A 25,551-nucleotide genomic window follows, 5' to 3' on the forward strand; every position below is an offset into this window, starting at 1 on the left:
CGCGCTTTTGAGGCTCAGGCGGCGGCGCGCGGCGTCAGATAGCCGATCACGCGGGCCAGCGTGTCGCGCAGTTCGCTGCGATGGACGACCATGTCGAGCATGCCATGGTCGAGCAGATATTCGGCGCGCTGGAAGCCTTCGGGCAGCTTTTCGCGGATCGTGCTTTCGATGACGCGCTGGCCGGCGAAGCCGATCAGGGCATTGGGCTCCGAAATCTGGATATCGCCCAGCATCGCGTAGCTGGCGGTGACGCCGCCGGTGGTCGGATCGGTCAGCACGACGATATAGGGCAGGCCGGCGGCATGCAGCTTCTGGATCGCCACGGTGGAGCGCGGCATCTGCATCAGCGAGAGGATGCCTTCCTGCATGCGCGCGCCGCCGGCGGCGGTGAAGATGACATAGGGGCATTTATGCGCGATCGCGTCATTGATGCCCTGGATGAAGGCGGCGCCCACGCCCATGCCCATGGAACCGCCCATGAAGGCGAAATTCTGCACGCCCATGACCAGAGGCACATCGTCGATCGCGCCGCGCGCGTTGATGAGCGCATCCTGGTCGCCGGTGGAGGCGCGGGCGGCCTTGATCCGGTCCGGATAGCGCTTGCTATCGCGGAACTTCAGCGGATCCTCCGGCACGCCGGGCGTCGGCAGCAGGATGAAGCCGGCGTCAAGGATCTGCTCGAACCGTTCCGACGGGCCGATGCGGCCATGATGGTCGCAGCGCGGGCAGACCGAGAGATTTTCCTCCCATTCCTTGATGAAGACCATTTCCTTGCACGACGGGCACTGGTGCCAGAGCGTTTCGGCGGTGGTTTCCTTCTTGGTGAAGGGCAGGGCGTTACGAACGCGGTTGATCCAGCTCATGCTGCGGTCTCCCGGATAGAAGTGGTGAGGGCGCCGCTGAGCGACGCGACGAATTCCTGGACGAAGGGGCCGGCGGCATCGCCGTGCGAGCCGACGATGTCGACGATCGCCGAGCCGACCACCACGCCATCGGCGACGCGGCCGATGGCGGCCGCCTGTTCGGGCGTGCGGACGCCGAAACCGACCGCGATCGGCAGGTCGGTGGCGGCCTTCAGCCGATCGACCGCCATTTCGATATTGGCCTGCGCCGCCTGCTGCTTGCCGGTGATGCCGGCGACGGCGACATGGTAAAGGAAGCCGCTGGCGCCGTTCAGCACGGCGGGCAGGCGGGCGGCGTCCGTGGTCGGGGTCGCAAGGCGGACGAGATGGACGCCGACGGCGCGCAGGGCGGGGCCGAGTTCGGCATCTTCCTCCGGCGGGATATCAACGCAGATCACGCCGTCGACGCCAGCGGCCTTACACTGGTCGGCGAACCACTCGGAACCGCGCGCCAGCATCGGATTGGCATAGCCCATCAGGATCATCGGCGTTTCCGGGTGGCGCGCGCGGAAAGCAGCGGCCAGGGTAAAGACGTCCTTGGTCTTGGTGCCCGAGCCGAGGCTGCGCAGGTTTGCCAGTTCGATCGCCGGGCCGTCGGCCATCGGATCGGTGAAGGGCATGCCCAGTTCGATGATGTCGGCGCCGCCCGCGACCAGCGCATCGAGGATGGCAGGGGTCGAGGCGACGTCCGGGTCACCGGCGGTCACGAAGGTGATGAGGGCGGCGCGGCCCTGCGCCTTGCAGGCGGCGAAGCGGGTGGCGAGACGGTCGGTCATGCTCACATCTCCACTCCCAGCGCGTCGGCGACGGTGAAGATATCCTTGTCCCCCCGGCCCGACAGATTGACGACGATGATCTTGTCCGCGTCCAGCGTCGGCGCGACCTGTTCGGCCGCCGCCACGGCATGGGCGGATTCGAGCGCGGGGATGATGCCTTCGAGGCGGGAGAGGGTCTGGAAGCTTTCCAGCGCCTCATCATCCTTGATCGGCAGATATTTCACCCGGCCGATCTCGTGCAGCCAGCTATGTTCCGGGCCGATGCCGGGATAGTCCAGGCCAGCCGAAATGCTGTGTGCTTCGGTGATCTGGCCGTCCTCGTCCTGGAGCAGATAGGTGCGGTTGCCGTGCAGGATGCCCGATGCGCCGCCAGCCAGCGATGCGGCATGCTTCTTGTCGAGGCCTTCGCCGGCCGCTTCCACGCCGATCATCGCGACTTCGGGATCGTCAAGGAAGGGGTGGAACATGCCGATGGCGTTGGAGCCGCCACCGACCGGGGCGATCAGCATGTCGGGCAGGCGGCCTTCGGCCTCCATGATCTGCGAACGGATTTCCTTGCCGATGATCGACTGGAAATCGCGCACCAGCTCGGGATAGGGGTGCGGGCCGGCGGCGGTGCCGATGATGTAGAAAGTGTCATGGACGTTCGACACCCAGTAGCGCAGGGCGTCGTTCATCGAATCCTTGAGCGTCGAGGAGCCGGAATGGACCGGGATCACCTCGGCGCCGAGCAGCTTCATGCGGAAGACGTTGGGCTTCTGCCGCTCGACATCCTTGGCGCCCATGAAGATCTTGCATTCCATGCCGAACAGGGCGGCGACGGTCGCGGTGGCGACGCCGTGCTGGCCCGCGCCGGTCTCGGCGATGACCTTCTTCTTGCCCATGCGGCGGGCGAGCAGCGCCTGCCCGATGCAATTGTTGATCTTGTGCGCGCCGGTGTGGTTGAGTTCCTCGCGCTTCAAATAGATCTTGGCACCCTTGCCCGGTTCGGCCTTGGCGCGCAGCGCTTCGGTCAGCCGTTCGGCATAATAAAGCGGGTTGGGGCGGCCGACATAGGAGCGCAGCAGCTCGGCATATTCGGCGTGAAATTCGGGATCGGCTTTGGCCGCCTTGTAGACCTTTTCCAGCTCCAGGATCAGCGGCATCAGCGTCTCGGCGACATAGCGGCCGCCAAAGGCGCCGAAATGGCCGTTATCGTCCGGCTGGCTGCGGAGGCTGTTGGGCAAAGTGATCGTGTCGGTCATGAATATCTTTCCGGGGACAAATGATGGGCGTTCGCTTGTGGTCAGGAAGCGATCAGCGCCATCGTCCTTCGATGCGCATGGCAGGGGCGTTCAGCGTCAACATGCCGACACCGCTTTGCAGAAGGCCATGATCTTGTCCACACTCTTGATGCCCGGTGCATCCTCGACGCCCGAAGAAACGTCGATCAGCGGCGTGTCGGTCAGGCGGATCGCATCGCACACATTGTCGATGCCAAGGCCACCCGAAAGCCCCCAGGGTGCGGGCATGGCGACGCCGCGCAGCAAGGTCCAGTCGAAGCGCAGGCCCATGCCGCCGGGCAGCGCCGCGCCATCGGGCGTCTTCGCGTCGAACAGCAGCCGGTCGACCGTGCCGGCATAGGCCTGGGCCGCGTCGATATCGGCGCGGGTCTTGACCGAAATCGCCTTCCAAACCGGCAGGCCGAAACGCTGGCGAATGGCGGCGACCCGCTCCGGGCTTTCCTTGCCATGGAGTTGCAGGGCGCTGAGCGCGCCGGTGCCGGTCAGCCGCGACAGTTGATCGTCATCGGCATCGACGACCACGGCGACGCGATCGACATGGGCCGGGACGGCCGCAGCGAGCGCGCGCAGCTGGTCGGGTTCGACGTGGCGCGGGCTCTTGGGGAAATGGACGAAGCCGACATGGCTCGCCCCGGCGCGCACGGCGGCGCCCACCGTCTCCGGCGTCGACAGGCCGCAGATCTTGATCGCGATTCGGGACATGGGTGGGCCTTTAGACCGTAAGGGAAGGGAAGTCACATTGAGACAGGCTGGGTCAGGTCCATGTCGTGCAGTGCCAGCCACTGATCGGCATGGTCGATGCAGGCCTGGCCCAGGAAGCGATCGAGGACAGCGACGATCTCCGCATCGCTCATCGTCCGGGGATCGAGCGGCGGATGCCAGTGCAGCGCGAAATGCGGGCCGCTGGTGCGGACCAGATAGAAGGGCAGGAATTGCGCCCCAACCTTGCGCGCGAGGCGCAGGGCGATCGAGAGATTGCCCGACGGTTCGAGCGCGCGGCCGAAGGTCGGGAACCAGACCTGCCGGTCGCGTCGTTCGTCAGCCAGGATATAGAGGGTGGCGCGATCCTTCTGGGTCAGATGCTTGAGCACGCCGCGTGCCGCGCCATCGCCGCCGATCGCCTCGCCCATATAGCTGGATCGCGCCTTCTTGAGCTGGGCGGCGATCCGGGGGTCTTCGGGATCTTCATAGACGCCAAGGCCCGGTCGGTCGGTCGACCATTTGATATGGGCGGCGAGCAGATCCCAATTGCCGATATGGCAGGTGAAGGCGATCATCGGGCCGGGACCGTCCAGCACCGCCTGATAGGCGGGCTGGTCGATGACGGTCACATGGTCGGCATTCACCAGCCGGTCGATATTGGCGAGTTCCGCCAGCGTGCGGCCGACATTCACCCAGCGACGGGTCAGGATCGCTTCGCGTTCCGCCTGCGGCAGGCCGGGCCGCAGCAGCGCCAGATTGGCGCGGGCGCGGGCGTCGCGCAGCTTCATTCGGGGACGGGCGACATGCGCCGACAGCCAGCCGCCCAGCCAGGAGGCGAGGCTGGCGGGAAGCAGGCGGAGCAGGGTGAAGAGAAAGGGGTTGGAGAGCATGGTCCTGCCCGTCATACAGGAGCCGTTGAGGCGGTAAAGAGCCGCGAAGGGGGCTGGTGGTGACGATGATGCTGGCGCTGTGGCTGCTGCTCCAGGCGCTGAGCCTGATGGGCGTGGTCAATTATTGGCGCCATCTGCCGGCGGACCGGCAGGAGGAGGCGCCCGACGGTGCGGTCATGATCCTGTCGGTGCGTGATGACTGGGAAGGTGACAGCGAACTTGTCACCCGGCTGAAGGCGCAGAGTGCGCCGTTCCGACTGCTGCTCGCGACCTCCGGCGCCTGTGCAGCGGCGGAGACGCTGGCTGCGGCCGAGCCGGATTGGGTGCAGATCGTGCGCGCCGGCGTGGCCAGCGACGAGGGGCAGAAGGTCCACAAGCTGCGGGCGGCGCTCAAGGCGCTGCGCGACGCGGATCGTTACCTGATTTTCATCGACGCGGATATCGCGCCGCCGGCACGGCTGGCCGGGCGGCTGCTGTTTCCGCTGGTGCGGGACAAGGCGGATATCGTGACAGGCTATCGGCTGCTGCTGCCGGCCGGGCAGGGCATGCCGGCACTGGTCGGCGCGGTCGAACTGCAACTGGCGACGCTGCCGCGCGCGGCCAGTTCCACCATGCCCTGGGGCGGGGCAATGGCGATGACGCGTGCGGCGGCCGAGCGGATCGACATCGATGCGGCGCTGGCCGGGCGCCTGTCCGACGACATGGCGATCGGCCTGGCTGGCTGGCGCGCGAAGCTGCGGATGCGGCCGGTGCGCGACCTGCTGGTGGCAAGCCCATTGGACGGAAGGTTGAGTGCGCTCTGGAATTTTGGGGTGCGTCAATATCGCCATATCATCACCAACAGCCCGCGCATGTGGGCGGTAGCGACCGGTGCCGTCGCGCTGCAATCGGGCTTCTGGCTGTGGGCGCTGGGCTGGGGCAGCTGGCCGGCGATCGCGATCGGCTATGGCGCGGCCTGGGGCCGGGCGGCGGCGCGGCGGCGGATATTGGCGGCCGTGCTGGAGCCAGAGCAGGCGGCGCGGGCGCGCCGATCGCTCTGGTGGGACATGGTGACGCCCTTTGCCGTCTGCTGGGCGCATCTGGCGGTGCAGCTACAGGCTGCCACATCCAATCGCATCAGTTGGGGCGGCTGGACCTATCGCGTCGTGCGTGGCCGGGTGGTGGAGATGGGCCGGGGGTAGTTCCCTTCCTCCCCGAGGCTGGCTCGGGAAGGAAGGGGAATGGATCAGAACCCGGCCGGGAACAAATGATTGCCGGCGTCGTCGAGGCGCAGGATCACCTTGCCGGCGACCGCGCTGATCGGCAGGTCGCCATAGAGATGGGGGAAGAGGGCGCCGCCGCGCGACACTTCCCATTTGATCGCCTCGCCAAAGGGGGCGAGGTCGATCATCAGCATGACCAGCCGATCCTGTCCCGCGAAATGCTTGGCCGCCGTTTCGGCCGCCTGATCGCGCGTGGACATGTGGATATAGCCGTCCTGCAGGTCGATCGGCGCGCCCTTGAACACGCCGTCGGCCTTGAACTGGTCATATTGCTCGGCGGTCAGGATCTTGTAGGCGAACAGCTCGCTCACGCTTCGCCGCCCTCGCTGCCAGTTTCCGGGGCCGCTTCGGGCGCGCCCTCGACGGAGCCTTCTACCGCTGCCTCGGCATTGTCATCTTCGCCGTCCTCGATCCGGGCGGTGGACACGACATGCTCGTCCTTGGCGACGTTGAACAGGCGCACGCCGGCAGAATTGCGGCCGATCACGCGCATCGACGACAGGCCCATGCGGATCAGCTTGGCCTGATCGGTCACGAGCATCAGATGATCCTCATGCGCGACCGGGAAGCTGCCGACGACCAGGCCGTTGCGGGCGATATTGTCGATATTGGTGATGCCCTGGCCACCGCGACCGGTGCGGCGATAATCATAGGCCGAGCTGATCTTGCCATAGCCATTGGCGCAGACGGTCAGGATGAACTGTTCCGCTTCGGCAAAAGCGGCCATGCGTTCGGCGCTGTTGATTGCCGGGGTCGCCTCATTCTCCTTCCACGGGGCGGCGCGCAGATAGTCGTCGCGTTCCTCGGTGGTCGCGTCGAAGCCCTTGAGGATCGAGAGCGAGATGACTTCGTCGCCGTCCTTGAGCGTCATGCCGCGCACGCCGGTCGAGGTGCGGCTCTGGAATTCGCGCACGTCGGTGGCGGCGAAACGGATCGCGCGGCCCTGGCGGGTAGCGAGCAGCACGTCATCCTCTTCGGTCAGCAGGGCGACGCCGATCAGGCGATCGTCACTGCCTTCGTCAAAGCGCATGGCGAGCTTGCCGTTGCTGGGCACATTAGCGAAGGCATCCATGCTGTTGCGGCGCACGGTGCCGTTCGCGGTGGCGAACATGACGTGCAGTTCCTTCCAGCTTTCCTCGTCCTCTGGCAGAGGCAGCACGGTCTGGATGGTTTCGCCCGGTGCCAGCGGCAGCAGGTTGATCATCGGCCGGCCACGGGTGGCGGGGCCGCCCTCGGGCAGGCGCCAGACCTTGAGGCGATAGACCTTGCCGGCGGTCGAGAAGAACAGCACCGGCGTGTGCGTCGAGGTGACGAACAATTCGGTGACGGCATCCTCATCCTTGGTCGCCATGCCCGAACGGCCCTTGCCGCCCCGGCCCTGGGCCCGGAAGCTCTCCAGCGGGGTGCGCTTGATATAGCCCTGCACGGTGACGGTGACGACCATCTCCTCGCGCTCGATCAGATCCTCGTCATCAATGCCGTCGGCGGCAGGGGCGATGACCGACACGCGCGGCGTGGCGAATTCGCGCTCGATCGCCTCGAACTCTTCGCGCATCACGGCGTAGAGCTTCACCCGGTCACCCAGGATGGCGAGATATTCGGCGATGGCTTCGGCCAGTTCGGCCAGTTCCTTGCCGATTTCGTCGCGGCCGAGCGCGGTCAGGCGGTGGAGGCGCAGGTCGAGGATGGCGCGGACCTGGACGTCGCTGAGCTTGTAGCTCTCGCCGCCGACTTCGGTTTCGATGGCCTCGACCAGGGCGAGATAGGGTGCGATCTCGCCGATTGGCCATTCGCGCGCCAGCAGCGATTCGCGGGCGGCGGCCGGGCTGGCCGAACCGCGGATGATCTTCACCACCTCGTCGAGGTTGGTGACCGCGACGACCAGGCCGAGCAAGATATGGGCGCGGTCGCGCGCCTTGTTCAGCTCGAACTTGGTGCGACGGGTGATGACCTCTTCGCGGAACTTGACGAAGGCTTCGATGATGTCGCGCAGGCCCAGCAGTTCCGGGCGGCCGCCACGGATCGCCAGCATGTTGGCGGGGAAGCTCGACTGGGCCGGGGTGTTGCGCCACAGCTGGTTGAGGACGACGTCCGGGGTGGCGTCGCGCTTCAGGTCCATGACGATGCGCACGCCTTCGCGGCTCGATTCGTCACGAATGTCGCTGATGCCCTCGATCCGCTTGTCCTTGGCGGCTTCGGCGATCTTCTCGACCAGGCCCGACTTGCCGACCTGATAGGGGATGGAGGTGAGGACGATCGAGCGACGGTCGCCGCGGCCTTCCTCCACCTCGTGCCGGGCGCGCATCAGGATCGAGCCGCGCCCGGTATGATAGGCGTTGCGGGCGCCCGACTGGCCCAGGATCAGTGGTGCGGTCGGGAAGTCCGGGCCGGGGACGATCTGGATCAGCTCGTCGGTCGAGATTGCCGGGTTTTCGATATAGGCGAGGCAGGCGCGCAGCACTTCGCCGAGGTTATGCGGCGGAATGTTGGTCGCCATGCCGACGGCGATGCCGCCGGCGCCGTTGACCAGCAGGTTGGGGAAGCGGGCGGGCAGCACCTGCGGCTCGCTTTCCGACGCGTCATAATTGGGGGTGAAGTCGACGGTGTCCTTGTCGAGATCTTCCAGCAGCGCGGTCGCGACCTTGGCCAGGCGCGCTTCGGTGTAACGCATGGCGGCTGGCGGATCGGGATCCATCGAACCGAAGTTCCCCTGACCGTCGATCAGCGGCACGCGCATCGACCAGTCCTGGGTCATGCGGGCCAAGGCGTCGTAGATCGAGCTGTCGCCATGGGGGTGATACTTACCCATGACTTCACCGACCAGACGGGCCGACTTGCGATAGGGGCGGTTGTAGACGAAGCCCGATTCCTGGGCCGAGAAGAGAATGCGGCGATGCACCGGCTTCAGGCCGTCGCGCACGTCCGGCAGGGCGCGGGAGACGATCACGGACATGGCATAGTCGAGATAGCTCGACTTCATCTCATCAACGATGCTGATGGGGCTGATGTCCGAAGGGTCGGCGAGGACGGTCTCGTCGGTCAAGGCGATTCTCTTTTTGGATGGGTGTGATGCGTTGTCCGACCACTAGCCGAGCGAAACAAATCTGTCACCCCTCGCGCGCGCCCGCGCGCCCGCATGTGCAGCCAAGGCGGTGATTGGCGGGCGTGAAGAAAAGCGGAACGAAGCGGCAGCATGACAGTTGCAAAATGCGCGGATATAGGCTTGTTCAAAGCCCGTTCACGCGCCGACCCCTAATCGGCGTTCAACCCGGATGTCGCCTGTGGTCCCCCTGTCAGGCGCGAAAAGGAGATGAGGATCATGCGTTTTGTTACCCCGCTGTCGCTCGCGCTGGCTCTGGCGCTGACCGGCGGCGCCGTTTCGGCTCCCGCCTCCGCCGCGAAGAAGGAAGAAAAGCCGGCCGGCCGCAAGCTGAACGTGTCGCCCGAAGTGCTCAAGTCGCTGCAGGCTGCCCAGAAGGCGTCCGACGCCCAGGATTTCGCCGGTGCCAAGACGGCGCTGACCGAAGCCGATGGCAAGGCGGCGTCGAACGACGACAAGTATCAGATCGGCGCGATCAAGCTGAACACCGGCATCCAGAGCAAGGATGACGCGCTGAAGATGGAAGGTCTCAACCAGATGCTCGACAGCGGCCTGACCCCGCCCGAGCAGACCGGCCAGTTCAACATGGTGGCGGCCGACGCGGCTCTTGCCCAGAAGAATTACGACGTCGCCATTTCGCGTGGCCAGGCGGCGCTGGCTGCTGGCTACAAGGCCGAGCAGGTCAACCCGACCATCGCCCAGGCCTATTTCGGCAAGGCCGGCACCGGCAATGCCTCGGCCGAGCCGGCGCGTGGCTTCAACCAGCAGGGCCTCGCTGCGCTGAAGGCGGCGGCGGACGCGACCAAGGCGTCGGGCCAGCCCGTGCCGGCACAATGGTATCAGATCGGCGTCAGCCGTGCGGCTGCCGCGCGCCTGCCGGAAGTCACCGATTGGGCCAAGTGGGCCTATGCCGCCAATCCGAGCGGTGAAAATCTGCGCACGCTGATCCGCCTGTTCCAGCAGGCGAACCCGAACATCACCAACCGCGAAAATCTGGACGTGCTGCGCCTGATGTCGGCGGCCAAGGGTCTGGTGGTCGCTGCCGACTTCACCGAACTGGCCGAAATGGCGTCGAAGACGGGCATCTATGGCGAGGTCAAGTCGACGATCGATGCCGGCCGCGCCAAGGGCGTGCTGAACGCCAGCCAGGCGGGCGACATCTATCAGGCCGCCGTGGGCCGCATTCCCGGCGACAAGTCGTCGCTGGGTGCCGCCGAAGCGGATGCCGGCAAGGCCGCCAATGGCAAGGTCGCGGCTGCGACCGGCGACGCCTATCTGGGCTATGGCGACTATGCCAAGGCGGCGGCGATGTTCGAACTGGCCAAGCAGAAGGGCGGCGTCGACGCCGACGAGATCAACACCCGCCTGGGCATTGCCAAGACCATGGGTGGCGACAATGCCGGCGCCAAGTCGGCGTTCGAGGCAGTCCAGGGCGGTGCGCGCAAGCAGATCGCCGATCTGTGGCTGACCTATCTGGGCACCAAGGCCTGAATCTAGTATAAGGCGCGCAGATCGTCGCTGGTTCGGCGGTCTGTGCGCCTTCATTTTTTTGAATGACCGGCCGGGGGCCGGGATATTGCAGTGGGGGAGGCCTGTCATGGCCAAGCGGAATCCTGTTTTTCTGACTATCGGACTGCCGGTCGTGCTGGCCGGCGCCATGCTGGCGACGCCGGCTGCGGCCAAGAAGAAGATCGTGGTGGCAGGGCCGCCGATCGAGATGTCCGACGCCTTCCGCGCCGACGTGCAGGCCGCCGAAACCGCGATCAAGGCGCGTGATGCGTCGACCGCCAATCTGCGCATCGCCGCGCTCAATCCGACCACCGACATGGAAGCCTATGCCGCGGCCGGCCTGCGCTTCGAGGTGGCGGTGCTGCGCCGGGACATCCAGGCCCAGCGGATCGCGCTGACCGACATGTTCAAGACCAGCTCGGTGCCCAAGGCGGACGCGCCGCGCCTGCGCTTCATCGCCGGCTATCTGTCCTACATGGTCGCGAACTATACCGATGCGGTGGCGCAGCTCGATTATGCCAAGACGCTGGGCTATTCGGGCATCGACGCCACCATGCTGCGCGCCGACATTGCGATGCGCAAGAACAAGTCCAAGGAAGCCCGCACCTATGTGCAGGAGGCGCTGGCGCAGCAGAAGGCATCGGGTCAGCCGATCCCGGCCGCCTGGTATGACCGCGCCATCTCCATGGCCTATCAGGCCAATGACTGGGATGAGGTGAGCAGCCTCTATCGCGAGCGGCTGGAAGTCTATCCGTCGACCCCCGAATGGCGTTCGGCGCTGACCAACTATCTGGCCGGCCAGGAAAGCGACCCGCAGGTCCAGCTGGACCTCTATCGCCTGCAGGCCGCCAATGGCGCGATGGCGAGCGAGCGCGATTACCAGACCTATGCCCAGCTGGCCGAGAAGACCGGCAATTTTGCCGAAGCCAAGGCGATCATCGAGGCGGGCCGTTCGGCCGGCAAGCTGACCACCAGCCAGGCGACCACGGCACAGTTGCTGAAGGCGGTGACGCCCAAGGCGACCAAGGATATCGCCGCCATGCCCGCGCTGGCGAAGAAGGCGGCGGCGGCGAGCGATGGCAAGGCGGCGCTGAATGCGGCTGACGGCTATTTCTCGCTCGGTCAATATCCGCAGGCGGTGGAGCAGTATCGGCTGGCGCTGAGCAAGGGCGGGGTCGATCAGGGCCATGCCAATGCGCGCCTGGGCATCGCGCTGGCCCGTTCGGGCGATCTGGCCGGTGGCAAGACCACGCTGGCCCAGGTGACCAGCGGCAACTGGAGCAATGTCGCCGGCTTCTGGTCGGTCTGGGTCGATCTGCAGCATCGCAAATCGGCGCAGCAGGGCACGGCGCAGACCGCCAGCTGATCGCGGGCGCGACATGACAGGAAAAAGGGCCGGTCCCCCCGTGGGGGCCGGCCCTTTTTCGTTGCGCTTGTGTGCCGGCTGTCGCGGGCTTGCCGGATCAGACCGGCAGCGGGACGCCGGGCAGATTCTTCGACGTGCGGATCGTCAGCGACGTCTTGACGCTCACCACATTGGGTGCCGGCGTCAGCTTCGACGTCAGGAATTGCTGGAAGCTCTGCAGATCGCGCGCGACCACCTTCAGGATGAAGTCGATCTCGCCGTTCAGCATATGGCATTCGCGCACTTCGGGCAGGGCGTCGACATGGTCCTGGAACGCCTTGAGATCGGCCTCGGCCTGGCTCTTGAGGCTGACCATCGCGAACACGGTGATGGTGTAGCCCAGCATCGCCGGATCGACCACGGCGTGATAGGCGGTGATGGCGCCGGCTTCCTCCAGCGCGCGGACGCGGCGCAGGCACGGCGGTGCCGTCAGCCCGACCTTCCGCGCCAGATCCACATTGGTCATCCTGCCATTGTCCTGCAATTCGCCCAGGATCTGCAGGTCGATGTCGTCGATATTGGGCCCCGCCATCAGATTGATTATTTCCTTACCTGTTACTGCGGGCGCATCATAATAATATTTCAGCGCAATGCAATTGTCCCACTATGCGACGCTCATATTGTGCGTCGAAATCACGCTTTCGCTTTGGGTAAGGACTGCTTATCGGTTAGGATGTAACGAACAGCGATGCGGGCATGCCGCCTGTTACCGCTTGAATATGGGGACTTTGGTTGCGCTTCAACGACATCATGCAAACCGTGCTGGCTGCTGACGATCGCAGCGGCGTGGGCGCGGTGACGCTGTGGCGGCAATGCGTCGACCTGCTGGCGCAGCATGATCGCTATGATCGTCCCCCCATGGACGCACCCGATCGCGAGGCTCTGCTCGGCCGATTGGCTCAGTTGCGGCCGCAACTGTCTGAAATGCAGCGAATCGCGACCGTCGTCGAACTGGGTGGCCGGCTGCGTTCGGCCAGCCTGATCCGCTTCTTTGCCGGTGACCGTCCGGCGATCGCCGGCGCGGCGATGGCACGCGCGCGCCTGTCCGATCCGCTGTGGGCCGCACTGCTGCCGCACCTCAGCCCCACGGCGCGCGGCGTGCTGCGCGGCCGTCGCGACATCGGCCCCGAAACGCGGCAGGGGCTCGAAGCCTTTGGCCCGACCGACCTGGTGCTGACCAGCGGCACGAGCGTCCGTGAAGCCGACATGTTGTTGACCGCGGACATGGCGCTCGCGGCCGAGCCCGTCGTCGAGCCGGAAGTTGCGCCGCAGCCGGTGGCCGAACCCGGCCCCGACCAGATCCGCAACCTGGTCGACCGCATCGCGCGCTTCACCAGCACCCGGCGCCCGCCCGAAGAGACGCCGCCGCAGGACATCATCGTCGCGCCGGTGACGCAGCCCGCGCTGCGCGCCGAACAGCCGCATTTCTTCGCGTTCGAGACGGATTCGACCGGCGTGCTGGTCTGGGTGGACCAGGGGCCGCGCGCCGCGCTGGTCGGCCTGTCGCTCGGCGAAATCGCGCTGGAAGGGGCAAGCGGTCCCGATGGCCATGTCGCCGGCGCCTTCCAGCGCCGCAGCGGTTTCCAGAATGGCCGTTTCACCATCATCGGCGGGATGATGGCAGGCGAATGGCGCCTGTCGGCAACCCCCTTCTTTGATCCGCGGTCCGGCCGGTTCCAGGGCTATCGCGGCCAGGCACGGCGCCCCTATCTGCACGAAGTGGCGACGACGCCGTCGGGACCGGTGACGATCGCCGGCCTGTCGGCGGATTCGCTGCGCCAGCTGGTGCATGAACTGCGCACGCCGCTGAACGCGATCCTGGGCTTTGCCGAGATTATCGAACAGGAATTGTTCGGCCCGGCCGGCGTCGAATATCGCGAGATGGCCGGCAATATCGCGGTTGATGCGCGCCATTTGCTGGCGGCGTTTGACGATCTGGATCTGGCGGCGAAGGTGTCGCGCGGCGATGGTATCGGTGCGCCGCAGACGATCGATCCGGCATTGTTGGTGATGCAGGTCGCGGCCCGTTTCCGCGACCAGGATGGCCGGGCGGTGACGCCGATCGACATCGCCGTGTCGCAGGATCTGCCGCAGATCAGCATCGATCCGGTGCAGGGCGAGCGCATGGTGCAACATCTGCTGCGCACGCTGATTTCGGTCGCGCCCGAGGGCGAGGCGGTAACGGGCGCCTGCTGGTTCCAGCCCGATGGCGCGTCGGGCAAGGTGGTGCTGGCGATCGATCGCCCGTCGACGCTGAGCGGCATGGACGAGGCGCATCTGCTCGATCCGGGCTATACGCCCGAGGGCGACTGGGCGGATGGGCCGTTGCTGGGGCTGGGCTTCTCGCTGCGTCTGATCCGCAGTCTGGCGGCCGGTTGCGGCGGCAGCCTGGATGTCGGCCCGGACCGTTTCCTGCTGCGCATCCCGGTCGACGGGATGGAAGAGGATGTCGTTGGCAATGGCTGATTTTCGGGCTGGTCGGGCGCGGGCTTGACCGGAACGAAACCCTATCGCAACCATTGCGGGATAGGGAAGGGCGATGCAATCAGCTCATCATCATGACGGCAATCTGCTTCGGGCGCCGCTGCCCGAGGATATGATTGCGCTTCCGGCCGCGTTCGGCACCCGTTTCATGCTGTTCGTCGATACCGAGGAGGAGTTCGACTGGAACGCGCCGTTCCGCCGGGAAGGCCATGGCGTGACGGCGCTGGCCGGCATGGCGCGCGGCCAAGCCTATTTCGCTGCGGCCGGGGTCAAGCCCGTCTATGTGACCGACTATCCGGTGGTGGACAGTGATGCGGCCGCCGGAATGATGGGGGCGTGGGTGGCAGCGGGCGAGGCCGATGTCGGCGCGCATCTCCACCCCTGGGTCAATCCGCCCCATGTGGAGGATGTGAACGCCGCCAATTCCTATGTCGGTTCGCTGCCCGAGGCGGTGGAGGCAGCCAAGCTGGAGGCGCTGTGCCGGCGGATCGAGGATCGCTTTGGTCAGCGGCCGATCGCCTATCGGGCGGGGCGCTATGGCGTCGGCCCCAACAGTGCGCGGCTGCTGGAGGCGGCAGGCTTTCGCCTCGATACATCGGTGCGCAGTCGGTTCGATTACAGCCATCAACATGGCCCCGATTTCCATGGCCTGCCGCAAAATCCCTATTGGGCGGGGCCGACACGGTCGCTCGTAGAGCTTCCGCTGTCGACCGCCTTTACCGGCTTGTTGCGGGGCGGCGGCGAGGGGCTTTATCGCGCGACCCAGGCGATGGGGCCGCTGGCCGGCGCACTTTCGCGGGCGCGGATGCTCTCGCGCGTACCGCTGACGCCCGAAGGCATCACCGCAGCCGAAGCGACGGCGGCGATCGACGCGCTGATCGAGGAAGGCGTGCGCGTCCTCAATTTCAGTTTCCATTCGCCCACACTGGAGCCGGGACACACGCCCTATGTCCGTGACGAGTCCGATCGCACCGCCTTTTACGGCTGGTGGGATAGGGTGCTGAGCCATCTGGCGCGGCGCGGCGTGGCGGCGGTCAGCCTGGATCAGTTGCTGGATGCCATTCCTGCGCGTGCGAAGGCTTGCCAAGCCGCCTGATGCTCCTTATCGCCGCGTTCAAGGTGGGGCCTGTAGCTCAATGGTTAGAGCTGGCCGCTCATAACGGCTAGGTTGCGGGTTCGAGTCCTGCCGGGCCCACCATTGTCTCCAAGCTGTTGAAAGGCTTGGAATTCGTTGAAAGATAAGGACTTTTTGCGGACGTCTGTTACATCTGTAACAGTTATCGAAGTATCCAGTCCTATTTCGCTAATGGCGGCGCAGTTTCTTATTTTCGGCGGATTGTGCCCGATAAAAAGCGCGCCACCCTCGGTAAGCATGAAATCATGCTGTTCCTGTGGGCTAAGGATAAAGAGGAAGCCAAACGGCTCATCTCGAAGAAATCCTCAAATCCGACGCGCTGTTTGCCAGTGAAAGTCGAGCATGAACGGGGTGCTCTACAAGCAACGCAGCCGCATCGAGCGCATGCGCGGCCACCGCAAGATCAACTGCGCCACCGCCAGATACTGGCTCAAATTTGTCTAGGACGCCGGGCATCATGAGTCTATGCGCGACACCGAAGGTGATAAATCAGTCAGCGCAAACGCAAGGTAGGGCCGCGCACCCCGCCGCAATGCGGACCGGATTGCACCGCGCCATTGCGCCTTCCGGCAGCGTCACCGAAAAGCCTCTGCGCAACGGATCGGGCGCTCCGGGATAATAGTCCGTGCTGACCGCCTGGGCGCCGCTGTCCATGGCCGCCTGTGCCTTGCGATAATCGCCGACACGTGCCTCCACCGTATTGGCATCGGTCCGCGTGCGCACGATGACGCCCTGCTTCACCCATGCGCTGATCTTGGCGCCATCGACCAGCGGATCCTGCACGATCTGGATCGCGGATTCGGGCTGATCGTCGGGATACCAGCCGAACATCGCCCGCCCCGCCAGCGAGGGATGGCCATCGCGATAGACATTGGAGACCGCATCGCGCACGTCGAGCATGATGTAGATGCGGCCTCGCGCGGCATCCAGGCTGGGCCATCCATGGGTGCGCACGGCATCGCGCAGCGTCCTGGCCTTGCCGCGCACCTCATCGGGCGTGATGAGCCGCTTGCCCGGTAGGACGGATCGGATTTCGGCATCGAGCGCATCCAGCATCCCCTTGTCGTCCAGTCCGATCGGATTGCTGATCCCCGGTCGGTTCGACGGCGTGTCGGCCGCATTGATGGTGATCATGATCGGCAGGTGATCGGGGTGCGCGCGTGACCAGCGATCGACCTCGGCCAGGCATTGGACCAGCGCCGGGCAGGTGCTGAGATAGTCGACATCGGGAATGTGGAACGTCTTGAAGCCCGGCTTCAGCATCGCCTGGCGGTCGAACCCGGTCTGTTCGCCGGCCTCCCGCGCCCATTGCTCGCCCTTGGGGTCGGCATAGCGACCGCCCTGCGGGTCGGCGAAGATGTCGAGTTCAAGCTGGCGAACGCCGGCATCCAGCTGCTGGGTGAGCGGCAGATGATAATAGTCCAGCCCATCGGCGAGCCGCGGCTCGATCGCCCTGATCCTGGCCATGACCGCCGCGGGTATGCGCGCCTTGAAGCTGTTATGCGATCCCACCACCTGGATATCGTTCATGGCCCGGGGGGCCGCCGCGCCGACCAGGGTCAGCGCGGCGGTGGCAAGAGCGATGGCTGGTCCGACCCCGCGCATCAGAATTCGGTCCGGATGCCGAACAGGAAGGTGCGGCCATAATATTGGATCTCGTTGAACCGCTCCTTGATGCCATTGTAGGAATAGGCCCTGGCCCCGGCGAGGTTGATCGCCTCCAGGCTGACCAGCGTCTTGGGCAGCACCCGGATGGACAGGTTGCCGTCGAGCGATCCGAACGGCGCCACATAGGATTCGGTCTGGGTCGTGCTGCCATTGCCGGACAGATATTCGCCGCGCCAAACATAGGACAGGCGCGCCGAAATCGGTCCCTTGTCGTAGAAACCGACAAGATTGTAGCTGTCCTTCGACAGGCCGATCAACTGATCGACGATCGGCCGCGCACCGGCGGTATAGTTCGATTCCACTTCGGTATGGGTGTAGGACGCCTGGAACCCCAGGCCATCGAACGGGGCCGGCAGGAAATCGAACACCTGGTTATAGGCCGCCTCGATGCCATAGACCTTGGCCGTGCCGCCATTGACCTGGGTGCTCAGCAGCACCGTGCCACGCCCCGGAATCTCGGTATTGACGTTCTGCGCGGTGATATAATCGTCCATCTTCTTGTAGAAGAGCGCGCCGGTCAGCGACGCATTGGGACGGAAATACCATTCCAGCGAACCGTCGAACTGCGTCGCCAGGAACGGCTTGAGGTCCGGGTTGCCACCGCTCGCGGTCGGCGCATCGGTCGACACGCTGATCTGCGGCGCTGTTTGGGTCATGTTCGGGCGGGTCAGCACCCGGCTGGCCGCCAGACGGCCGATCAGGCTGGGCGTCAGTTCGGCGCGCAGGTTGAAGCTGGGCAGCCAGTTGTTGAACGTCTTGGGGAAGCTCGCCGGGGTCGGCGTGGTGCCCAGCGTCAGCGTGCCGCTCGCCACCTGGTCGGTGTGGACATAGCGCAGGCCGACATTGCCGGTGATGCCCACGCTGCCGAGATCGAAACCATAATCCGCGCGGACATAGCCACCAAGGATCTTTTCCGTGACGACATAGGAAGCGCGCATGTCGCCCGCCGTCAGCGGCGCGTTGGCGATCGCGTCGGTGAACAGCGTGTCATAGAAGGCGCTGGTGATGGGCGTTGCCCAGTTGCGCGGGAAATTGCCCGGAATGTTCGAGAAGGCATCATCGAAGGGCAGCGCTTCATAGCCACCCGGCACGACCTGCGAGATCGGCGGGTTGCCGGTGATGTTCACGGTGAAGTCGCGACGCCAATAGTCGCGCTTGCGCCAATGATATTCGCCACCGGCCTGGATCTTGGTGATGAAGCCGTTGAGGTCGTGGCCCACGTCAAGGCGGGCATAAGTGTCCCAGTCCTTGCTGTTCTTGGGGGCGATGTTGAACGGATAATAGATGTAATTGGCCGGATTGCTGACGTCGACCGGCGTGCTGAGCGTCGGCGCGACCTTGTACCCGCCCGACGCGTCATAGGTCAGCGGCGCGATGATCTGCATGCGGCTGCGCACCGTGCCTTCGGCATAGCTGGGGTGGAAGCTATGGGCATAGGACCAGTTGGCATTGGCCGAAACATGCCAGTCGCCCGGATTCCATACCTGCTTCAGGCCGACATTGATCAGGTCGTGGCGGTTGAGGCTATATTCGCGCGAGGCCATGAAGCGGACATTGTTGATCGTCGCCTTGGTGACCGTATTGCCGTCCAGCGTCACCGACCCCGGCACCAGATAGGTGCCCGGATCGTCGGGATAGATGTCGAGACCGAACTCGTCATATTCGACGTCCAGCCGCGTCAGCGACACGTCCAGCGTGGTTTCCAGTTCGTCCGAAGGGCGCCACTGGGCCGAGATCAGGCCTGAAAGACGCTTGCGGTCTTCGGTTTCGATCGTGGGACGGGTGCGGGTCGGCGTATAATAGCCGGTCGGCAGATATTCGGCGCCCGCAACCGGATTGGCAGGCTGTACGAATTTGTTCAGGTTCCAGCCGGTATTGTAGAAACGGTCGTTGCGCACCGACTTGGCCCAATATTGGGCGCCGACCAGGAAGCCGAACTGATCGTCCCTGGTCTTGAAGCTGGTCAGCACGGTGGCGTTCGGCCGCACCTTGTCGGTCATGCTGGTATAGGTGCCGCGCAGATTGACCGTGGTCTTGTTGCCCACGTCCAGCGGGTGGAAGGTCTTGACGTCGATATTGCCGCCCAGCGCCCCCTCGGTCATGTCGGCGGTCGGCGTCTTCACGACGTCGATCTGCGACACGAATTCGGCCGGCAGCATCTCGAAACGGAACTGGCGCCCTGCTGCGCCGCCATTTTCGATGAGGTCGTTGATCGCGACGGTGCGACCGTTGACCAGCGTGCTCTGGAATTGCGGGCCAAGGCCACGGACGCTGACATAAAGGCCTTCGCCGCGCGGACGGGTGATCGCGACACCGGTGATAAGCTGCAGCGCTTCGGCGACATTCTGGGTCGGGAACTTGCCGATGTCGGTCGACGCGATGGAATCGACGCCATAGGCGGCCTTGCGCTTCGTCTCGGTCGCGGCCGCCAGGCTGCGGGCATAGGTGCCGGTGACGACGATTGCACCATCGTCCTGCCCATCGGCAGGAGCAGCCTGATCGGCGGCCGGTGCGACGCTCTGCGCCTGGACCGGCGACGACAGGAGCAGCGCAAAAATGGCGAGCGGAAGCGGCGCGCAAAGCATGCGCGATGAACGTGACATGTGGTGGTTCTCCCCAAGGCTCCAAGGCCGACGGGGCGCGGTTAGATCGTTGTTATTGCAATATTGTGGCGCGTATATTTCATCTTGAATTTTCCGCCGCTCGATCGTTCCTGTCCTGGAATCCTGTCACGGAACGACCAGATGCTGCCGATCCACGCTCGTTTGCGCCTGCGATCAGTCGACCGTCGGCTATTGCACTGGTTGTGTGAAAGGTCGGATAAGATCCGATCCTATCGGTTCCTTGTGGGAAAACGGCGCGGTAATCCGGTTGTGCTCATTAGGCGGCGTGACAGCGCGTCGTGGATGGTGTCAGGCAGCCTCGATTTTCAGGGGCGCGCGCTCGGGTTCCAGGCTAGGGCTCATGGTAGGCCTTCCCCATAGATAGCCTTGCGCTTCATCGCATCCTTCGGTGCGAAGGAGCCGAAGCTGATCCTCGGTTTCCAGTCCTTCGGCCAAAACTGGCACTTCAAGGCTATGTCCCAGCGCAAGGACCGCACGAATGATCGCCCGAGCCTGATGGCTGGTTTCCGAATCCAGCAGGAAGGAACGGTCGATCTTGATCTTGTCGAAGGGGAAGGAGTTGAGCGTATCGAGCGACGAATAGCCGGTGCCGAAATCGTCCATCGCGATGGAAACGCCAATCGCCTTGATTTGACGCAGAATATGCAGGGCACGGGCCTTGTCACTGACAAGGGCGGTTTCGGTTATCTCCAGTTCCAATCGATGCGCCGGCAACCCGCTCTCCAGAAGTGCCGATGTGACAATCTGGATGAGATCGACATGCATGAGTTGTACCGGCGACAGGTTGACCGCCACACGCCAGGGTTCAGGCCAGTTGGCGGCATCACGGCACGCCTGGCGCAGAACCCATTCGCCAATGGCCAGAATTTCCCCGCTTTCCTCGGCAATCGGGATGAATTCCGCCGGCGAGATCCAGCCATCGCGTGGATGCTGCCAGCGCAACAGCGCCTCATATCCGACCACGGCCTCGGTGGAGACCAATTTCTGGACCTGATATGCCAAACTGAACTCGTCGCGTGCGACAGCCTCGCGCAGATCATTGGCGAGCGTGCGGCGGGCGCGCGCGGCCTCGTCCATGCCCTGTTCGTAGAAGCAGACCTGACGACCAATAGTCGCTTTTGCTCGGTACATGGCGAGATCGGCATTGTTCACCAATGGCTCTCGGCGGGAGCCGTCCGTTGGGAAAATGGCGATGCCAAGGCTTGCGCCAGGATGGATGGAGAGGCCATCCATTTCGATCTTCTCGACCAGGCAGCGTTCCAGGCGGGAGATGAAATTGTCCAGGGCATCGTCATTTTCAAACGATTTGAACGCGGCAAACTCATCGCCGCCGAAGCGGGCGACGACCTCGCCTCGGCCCAATTGGCCTAGCATGCGTCGAGCCAGTTCCTGCAGGACTGCATCGCCCGTTGAATGGCCATGCACATCGTTCACTTCCTTGAAGCGATCAAGGTCGATGCCGATCACGGCGACCTTTCCGCCATTTCGACTTGCCTGGCTGAGCGCGAGATCGAGACTATCATTATAGCTCGATCTGTTCGGCAGACCCGTCAGTTCGTCATGCAGTGCCATATGTTCGATGCGTTGCTCCGCCCGACGACGATCCGTGATATCGTCGAAGGTGGACACCCAGCCACCATCTGGCAGCGCATGATGGGCAATGGAAAAGGTCGAGCCATCCGCAAAATCAGCAATCAGAACGCCGCCATCCGGATTTTCGATACAGGCCCGGTGCCGGGCCAGAGTTTCTTCCAGTGCCTCTGCGGCGACCGCGCCTCCGGTGCGCTTGGCTACCGCAATCCGAACAAGTTCCTCGAAAGCGGTTCCAGGCGGGCATTGCTCGTGAGAGACGTCGAACAGCGTGCTCACCCTGTCATTTGCCAATGTCAGTTGCCCATTTTGGTCGAAGAGGCAGAGGCCTTGATGCATGTTGGACAGGGCGACGTCGAGTTTTGACCGCGTCTCCTCCAACCGCAATTGATCTTCCCTCATTCGGGTCATATCGCGCGTGATCTTGGCGAAGCCACGGAAGAGTCCTGTTTCGTCAAAGACGGACTCGATCGTCACATGAGCCCAAAATCGGCTGCCGTCTTTGCGATAGCGCCAGCCTTCCGCATTGAATTTACCATCTTGCCGCGCTGTTTCTATGCCGCGTCTCGGCAGGCCCGCCGATCGATCCTCTTCGGAGTAGAAGGAGGACAGTTCCAACCCCATGGCTTCGGTGCTGCTATAGCCCTTCAGGCGCTGTGCGCCGGCATTCCATGAAGCGACGCGACCGTCCCGGTCCAGCATATAGATTGCGCAATCGCTGATGCCTTGGACAAGAACCTTGAACTCGCGCTCGCTAGCCCCGACGGCAGCATGCAGTCGTGCGCTCGACAGTGCCGCCATGATGCTGACGGTCAGGACGCCCAATGCAACAATGGCGACGGCCAAGCCCATTTGCGGAGTGGAAAGAAGAAGCCCTCCGGTTTCCTCAAGACGGTTGGGGCGCAGGGATAGCGCAGCCATGCCGGCAAAATGGAGCGACAATATGCCGGTGAGTATGGACAAGGCCGCGAGCACCCCGGTCGCGTATCCACGCCGGTCGAGGGCGAAATGAAAGGCAAGCGGTGCTGGAGCGGTTATGAGCAGGATGGATGCGATCACCATCGGTTGCGACCACCGGAAATCGGCATCGATCCTGATGGCGTAGATGCCCAGATAATGCATCGAGGCGATACCCAGTGCAACCACTAGGCCCGCCAGAATGCGGGCGTTGAGGGCAGAGGATCGCAAGGCAATCATATGTGCCAGGGTGAGCGCGCTCACGACCGTCAGAAGCGACAATATTGTGGGAACGAGCGCATAGCCGAGTATTATGCCCGGGTCATATCCCATCATGGCGGTGAAGTGCGTCGACCATACCCCGAAGCCGCCAACGCCTCCCGACGCGATTGCCCAGCGTATATGATCGATATTTTTCGTATCCCGGGCGCGCCGCAGAAACAGGACAATCGCTATCGCGGATATGGCGCAAATTAGCCCTGCAGCCGCGACGAGGCGAAGATCGTGATCGTCTCGGATGCAGAAATAGATATCGAACATGAGGCTGGATCCCTTAACCACACCCCTCTGGCATGCGCGCCTTTAGTCGAAGTTAATGACCCGAAAAATTATGTATTTTGCAGATCCTGTCGCGTCACAAGTTCTTGATCGCATGCGGATATCTGGAAAAGACAGCGATGTTATTTTCCGCTGCGGGAAGGCGTGGGGGAATTCCGGTCATCTTTTAACGCCCCTTTACGGCCATTCAGTCACCGATTTTCCGGTCCAGGTCGCGGCCAACTCGCTATGCTGCTCTGGATGCCCGGCACTGGCCGCAAGGAGAATGGCTGCGTTCCGCCGATTGAGTGTCAGCCCCATGTCATTTGAGAATAGCGGCAGACGAACCGTTCGCGCCCATACCAGGCGCATCGAACCGCAGGCTGTGCGATTTCGAAAGACAGGGGGGGGGAGGCGGAGGGCGCATTCCGCAGTCGGGAATGCGCCCATCATCGAGGTTCAGTGGGCCGGATCGAACGCAATGGCTTCGAGTGCGGCCTTGACCTCCTGCGACAGATCCAGCTCCACTGCTGCCAAATTCTCGGTCAGATGCGCGACATTGGACGTGCCGGGGATCAACAGCATGTTCGGTGCGCGCGCCAACAGCCATGCAAGCGCCAGCTGCATCGACGTAGCGCCCAGGCGATCCGCCAAATGGGCCAATGCCTGCGATTGGATGGGCGAAAAGCCTCCGAGCGGAAAAAATGGGACATAGGCGATGCCCTGGCTCGTCAAGCTGTCGATCAGCGCGTCATCCGCGCGGTGCGCCAGATTATACTGGTTCTGGACGCACGCGATCGGGACGATGCGCTGGGCCTCCGCAACCTGGCTCTCTGTCACGTTGCTGAGGCCGATATGTCGAACCAGTCCTTTCTCGCGCAGCTGTGCAAGGGCGACGATCTGCGCCTCGATCGACCCTTCCGACGGCGCGTGGATGTCGCCCATAATGCGCATGTTGACCAGGTCGAGAGTGTCGCGGCCAAGGTTTCGCAGATTGTCTTCGACGCCCTGCTGCAATTCGGCGGCACTTTGTGCCGGCAGCCATGAGGCGTCCTTGCCGCGGATCGCGCCCACCTTGGTCACGATCAGGAGATCGTCGCTATAGGGATGAAGCGCATCGTGGATGATCTGGTTGGTCACATGAGGGCCGTAGAAATCGCTTGTGTCGATATGGTTCACGCCCGCCGCAACTGCCGCGCGCAGAACCGCGACGGCGGCATCGCGATCCTTGGGCGGGCCAAAGACGCCAGGCCCAGCCAGTTGCATCGCGCCATAGCCCATGCGGTTCACGAGATGATCGCCCAGCTTGAAGGTGCCGGCTTTGCGAAGATCCATCATGTCCTGTCTCCTCATTTGGAGACCGCGATATGGGCTTGTGGCCAGCGAACGATAAGTCGTAGTAATCAGAACAGGCTGTACGGATAATCGAACAATGGCGACGGAACTCGATGATCTTGCCACCTTCGTGGAAGTAGTGCGGGCAGGAGGCTTCCGAGATGCAGCCCGTATTTCGGGCACCTCGGCATCTGGGATGAGCGACGCGCTCAGGCGGCTGGAGGCCCGGCTAGGCGTTCGTCTCCTCCACCGCACGACGCGCAGCATGGCCCTGACCGAAGCGGGCGCGCGGCTATTCGAGCGGCTGTCGCCGGCCCTTTCGGAAATCCGCGACGCGCTCGATGTCGTCAACATCTTCCGTGACAGACCCGCTGGAACATTGCGCCTGAATGTTCCAGCTAATGTCGCCCGCACCGTGCTCCCATCGATCCTCCCATCATTCCTTCGGGTCTATCCCGATATTCGAGTGGAGGTGACGGTAGAGGATGGGTTTGTCGACATATTGAAATCCGGTGCGGATGCCGGGATCCGTTATGAGGAGCGGCTTGAACAGGACATGATCGCGATCCCCATCGGCCCAGCGACGCAGCGGTTGGTTACAGCTGGATCTTCAGCCTATTTCGATCATCATGGGCGCCCCTCGCACCCACAGCAACTGTTGGGCCATAATTGCCTGCGCGGCCGTTTTTCCGGCGGAGCCATGCCGGGATGGGAATTCGAGAGAGAGGGAGAAATTCTCGTTGTCGATCCGACCGGGCCGCTGGTGGTGCAGCCTGGTCTGGCGTGCGAATTGCTTATCGATGCTGCCGTGGCTGGCCTTGGAATTGTGCATCTGTTCGAGGATTGGCTCAAGCCGCATATCGAGAGCGGGGCGCTCCAATCCGTTCTCGACGACTGGTGCCAGACCTTCTCTGGTCCCCGGCTCTATTATTCCGGGCGCCGTTATTTGCCGGCGCCCTTGCGGGCTTTCGTGGACTTTGTTCGCTTGCAGCGATGGTAAATGGGGCCGCGTCAGAGCGGTTCCCGTGTTCGTACGCCGGCTGCGATTATCGACCAAAAACCTGCAGGCCCTCGTCCCTTTGAAAGCGGCAACCTGCCCAGAGAGGCGTGGACCTCGCATTCGCTTGCTGACTTTCCGGTGGCGATGGCAAGATTTCAGGCGCCACGAAAATAATCACCGTTGCGGAAAATTCCGGCCATCGCTTCGCACGGTGGTAGATTTAACTATCTTGAATATCTCTAATTTTCTCGGGTCTTTGCCTAGTGGATTGATTTTGACATGTGCATCCCCCGTCGGCGGGGATGGGTCTGCAAATGTCAAAATCGTAAAATCCGCGAGAATCAAAAATTCTAGCGGTCCGAAAAGATTCTGACATTCGAGCGCGACATCGC

General features: G+C 63.7%; 18 protein-coding genes and 1 tRNA gene. 7 read left to right on the plus strand and 12 right to left on the minus strand.

Annotated elements, in window-relative coordinates; genetic code table 11:
- Positions 1-14: 14 nt before the first annotated feature.
- The 5 genes from accD to JQK15_RS18005 form a co-directional block, all read right to left on the minus strand.
- Complete coding sequence (accD, locus tag JQK15_RS17985; protein ID WP_004207658.1) at positions 15-863, minus strand: acetyl-CoA carboxylase, carboxyltransferase subunit beta; 849 nt, start codon at positions 861-863, stop codon at positions 15-17.
- Positions 860-1,678, minus strand: coding sequence for a tryptophan synthase subunit alpha (gene trpA / locus JQK15_RS17990; RefSeq protein ID WP_214866688.1), 819 nt, complete (start codon positions 1,676-1,678; stop codon positions 860-862). Before trpA ends, accD begins: the two co-directional genes overlap by 4 nt.
- A gap of 2 nt (positions 1,679-1,680) precedes the next feature.
- The gene (gene trpB / locus JQK15_RS17995; protein ID WP_004207656.1) at positions 1,681-2,922 is read right to left on the minus strand and encodes a tryptophan synthase subunit beta; all 1,242 of its coding nucleotides are present in this window, start codon (positions 2,920-2,922) and stop codon (positions 1,681-1,683) included.
- A gap of 96 nt (positions 2,923-3,018) precedes the next feature.
- Positions 3,019-3,663, minus strand: coding sequence for a phosphoribosylanthranilate isomerase (locus JQK15_RS18000; protein WP_214866689.1), 645 nt, complete (start codon positions 3,661-3,663; stop codon positions 3,019-3,021).
- 32 nt (positions 3,664-3,695) lie between these two features.
- Complete coding sequence (locus JQK15_RS18005) at positions 3,696-4,553, minus strand: lysophospholipid acyltransferase family protein (RefSeq protein WP_214866723.1); 858 nt, start codon at positions 4,551-4,553, stop codon at positions 3,696-3,698.
- Positions 4,554-4,618: 65 nt separating this feature from the next.
- On the opposite strand from JQK15_RS18005, the gene JQK15_RS18010 reads away from it, so the two are divergent.
- Positions 4,619-5,734, plus strand: coding sequence for a glycosyltransferase family protein (locus JQK15_RS18010; protein ID WP_214866724.1), 1,116 nt, complete (start codon positions 4,619-4,621; stop codon positions 5,732-5,734).
- 44 nt (positions 5,735-5,778) lie between these two features.
- Here the strand turns inward: JQK15_RS18010 and JQK15_RS18015 are convergent, their stop codons facing one another.
- Positions 5,779-6,126, minus strand: a complete 348-nt coding sequence (locus JQK15_RS18015; protein WP_010336100.1) for a DUF952 domain-containing protein — start codon at positions 6,124-6,126, stop codon at positions 5,779-5,781.
- On the minus strand, positions 6,123-8,858 hold the full coding sequence (gene gyrA, locus JQK15_RS18020) for a DNA gyrase subunit A (RefSeq protein WP_214866690.1): 2,736 nt from the start codon (positions 8,856-8,858) through the stop codon (positions 6,123-6,125). The genes JQK15_RS18015 and gyrA overlap by 4 nt, the downstream gene beginning before the upstream one ends.
- A gap of 276 nt (positions 8,859-9,134) precedes the next feature.
- Between gyrA and JQK15_RS18025 the strand changes: the two genes are divergently transcribed.
- Together JQK15_RS18025 and JQK15_RS18030 are read left to right on the plus strand one after the other, a co-directional pair.
- A complete protein-coding gene (locus tag JQK15_RS18025) occupies positions 9,135-10,406 on the plus strand; it encodes a YfgM family protein (RefSeq protein ID WP_004207650.1) in 1,272 nt (423 codons plus the stop codon).
- Between the two features lie 106 nt (positions 10,407-10,512).
- On the plus strand, positions 10,513-11,790 hold the full coding sequence (locus JQK15_RS18030; RefSeq protein WP_099231559.1) for a tetratricopeptide repeat protein: 1,278 nt from the start codon (positions 10,513-10,515) through the stop codon (positions 11,788-11,790).
- A 97-nt stretch (positions 11,791-11,887) separates the two neighbouring features.
- Here the strand turns inward: JQK15_RS18030 and JQK15_RS18035 are convergent, their stop codons facing one another.
- Entirely contained in the window at positions 11,888-12,361 is a 474-nt protein-coding gene (locus tag JQK15_RS18035; protein WP_004207648.1) for an Lrp/AsnC family transcriptional regulator, read from the minus strand.
- 200 nt (positions 12,362-12,561) lie between these two features.
- Here JQK15_RS18035 and JQK15_RS18040 point away from each other — a divergent pair, with 200 nt between their 5' ends.
- From JQK15_RS18040 to JQK15_RS18050, 3 genes are all read left to right on the plus strand, one after another.
- Positions 12,562-14,295, plus strand: a complete 1,734-nt coding sequence (locus JQK15_RS18040) for a sensor histidine kinase (RefSeq protein WP_169860366.1) — start codon at positions 12,562-12,564, stop codon at positions 14,293-14,295.
- A gap of 73 nt (positions 14,296-14,368) precedes the next feature.
- Positions 14,369-15,409 (plus strand): polysaccharide deacetylase family protein, encoded by a 1,041-nt coding sequence (locus tag JQK15_RS18045; protein ID WP_214866691.1) that lies wholly within the window; start codon positions 14,369-14,371, stop codon positions 15,407-15,409.
- Between the two features lie 26 nt (positions 15,410-15,435).
- A tRNA-Ile gene (locus JQK15_RS18050) sits at positions 15,436-15,511 on the plus strand.
- Between the two features lie 426 nt (positions 15,512-15,937).
- Here JQK15_RS18050 and JQK15_RS18055 read toward each other — a convergent pair.
- The 4 genes from JQK15_RS18055 to JQK15_RS18070 all read right to left on the minus strand — a co-directional run bounded on the left by JQK15_RS18055 (position 15,938) and on the right by JQK15_RS18070 (position 24,162).
- The gene (locus JQK15_RS18055) at positions 15,938-17,053 is read right to left on the minus strand and encodes a Ca2+-dependent phosphoinositide-specific phospholipase C (RefSeq protein WP_214866692.1); all 1,116 of its coding nucleotides are present in this window, start codon (positions 17,051-17,053) and stop codon (positions 15,938-15,940) included.
- The gene (locus JQK15_RS18060) at positions 17,053-19,719 is read right to left on the minus strand and encodes a TonB-dependent receptor (RefSeq protein WP_251007844.1); all 2,667 of its coding nucleotides are present in this window, start codon (positions 19,717-19,719) and stop codon (positions 17,053-17,055) included. The genes JQK15_RS18055 and JQK15_RS18060 overlap by 1 nt, the downstream gene beginning before the upstream one ends.
- Before the next feature lie 309 nt (positions 19,720-20,028).
- Positions 20,029-22,827: a bifunctional diguanylate cyclase/phosphodiesterase gene (locus JQK15_RS18065; protein WP_214866693.1), complete on the minus strand. Its 2,799-nt coding sequence runs from the start codon at positions 22,825-22,827 to the stop codon at positions 20,029-20,031.
- A gap of 456 nt (positions 22,828-23,283) precedes the next feature.
- On the minus strand, positions 23,284-24,162 hold the full coding sequence (locus tag JQK15_RS18070; RefSeq protein WP_214866694.1) for an oxidoreductase: 879 nt from the start codon (positions 24,160-24,162) through the stop codon (positions 23,284-23,286).
- Between the two features lie 94 nt (positions 24,163-24,256).
- On the opposite strand from JQK15_RS18070, the gene JQK15_RS18075 reads away from it, so the two are divergent.
- Positions 24,257-25,159: a LysR family transcriptional regulator gene (locus tag JQK15_RS18075; RefSeq protein ID WP_169860370.1), complete on the plus strand. Its 903-nt coding sequence runs from the start codon at positions 24,257-24,259 to the stop codon at positions 25,157-25,159.
- Positions 25,160-25,551 lie beyond the last annotated feature (392 nt).

This window comes from Sphingobium sp. BHU LFT2 (assembly GCF_018604485.1).
Taxonomy (GTDB): domain Bacteria; phylum Pseudomonadota; class Alphaproteobacteria; order Sphingomonadales; family Sphingomonadaceae; genus Sphingobium; species Sphingobium yanoikuyae_A.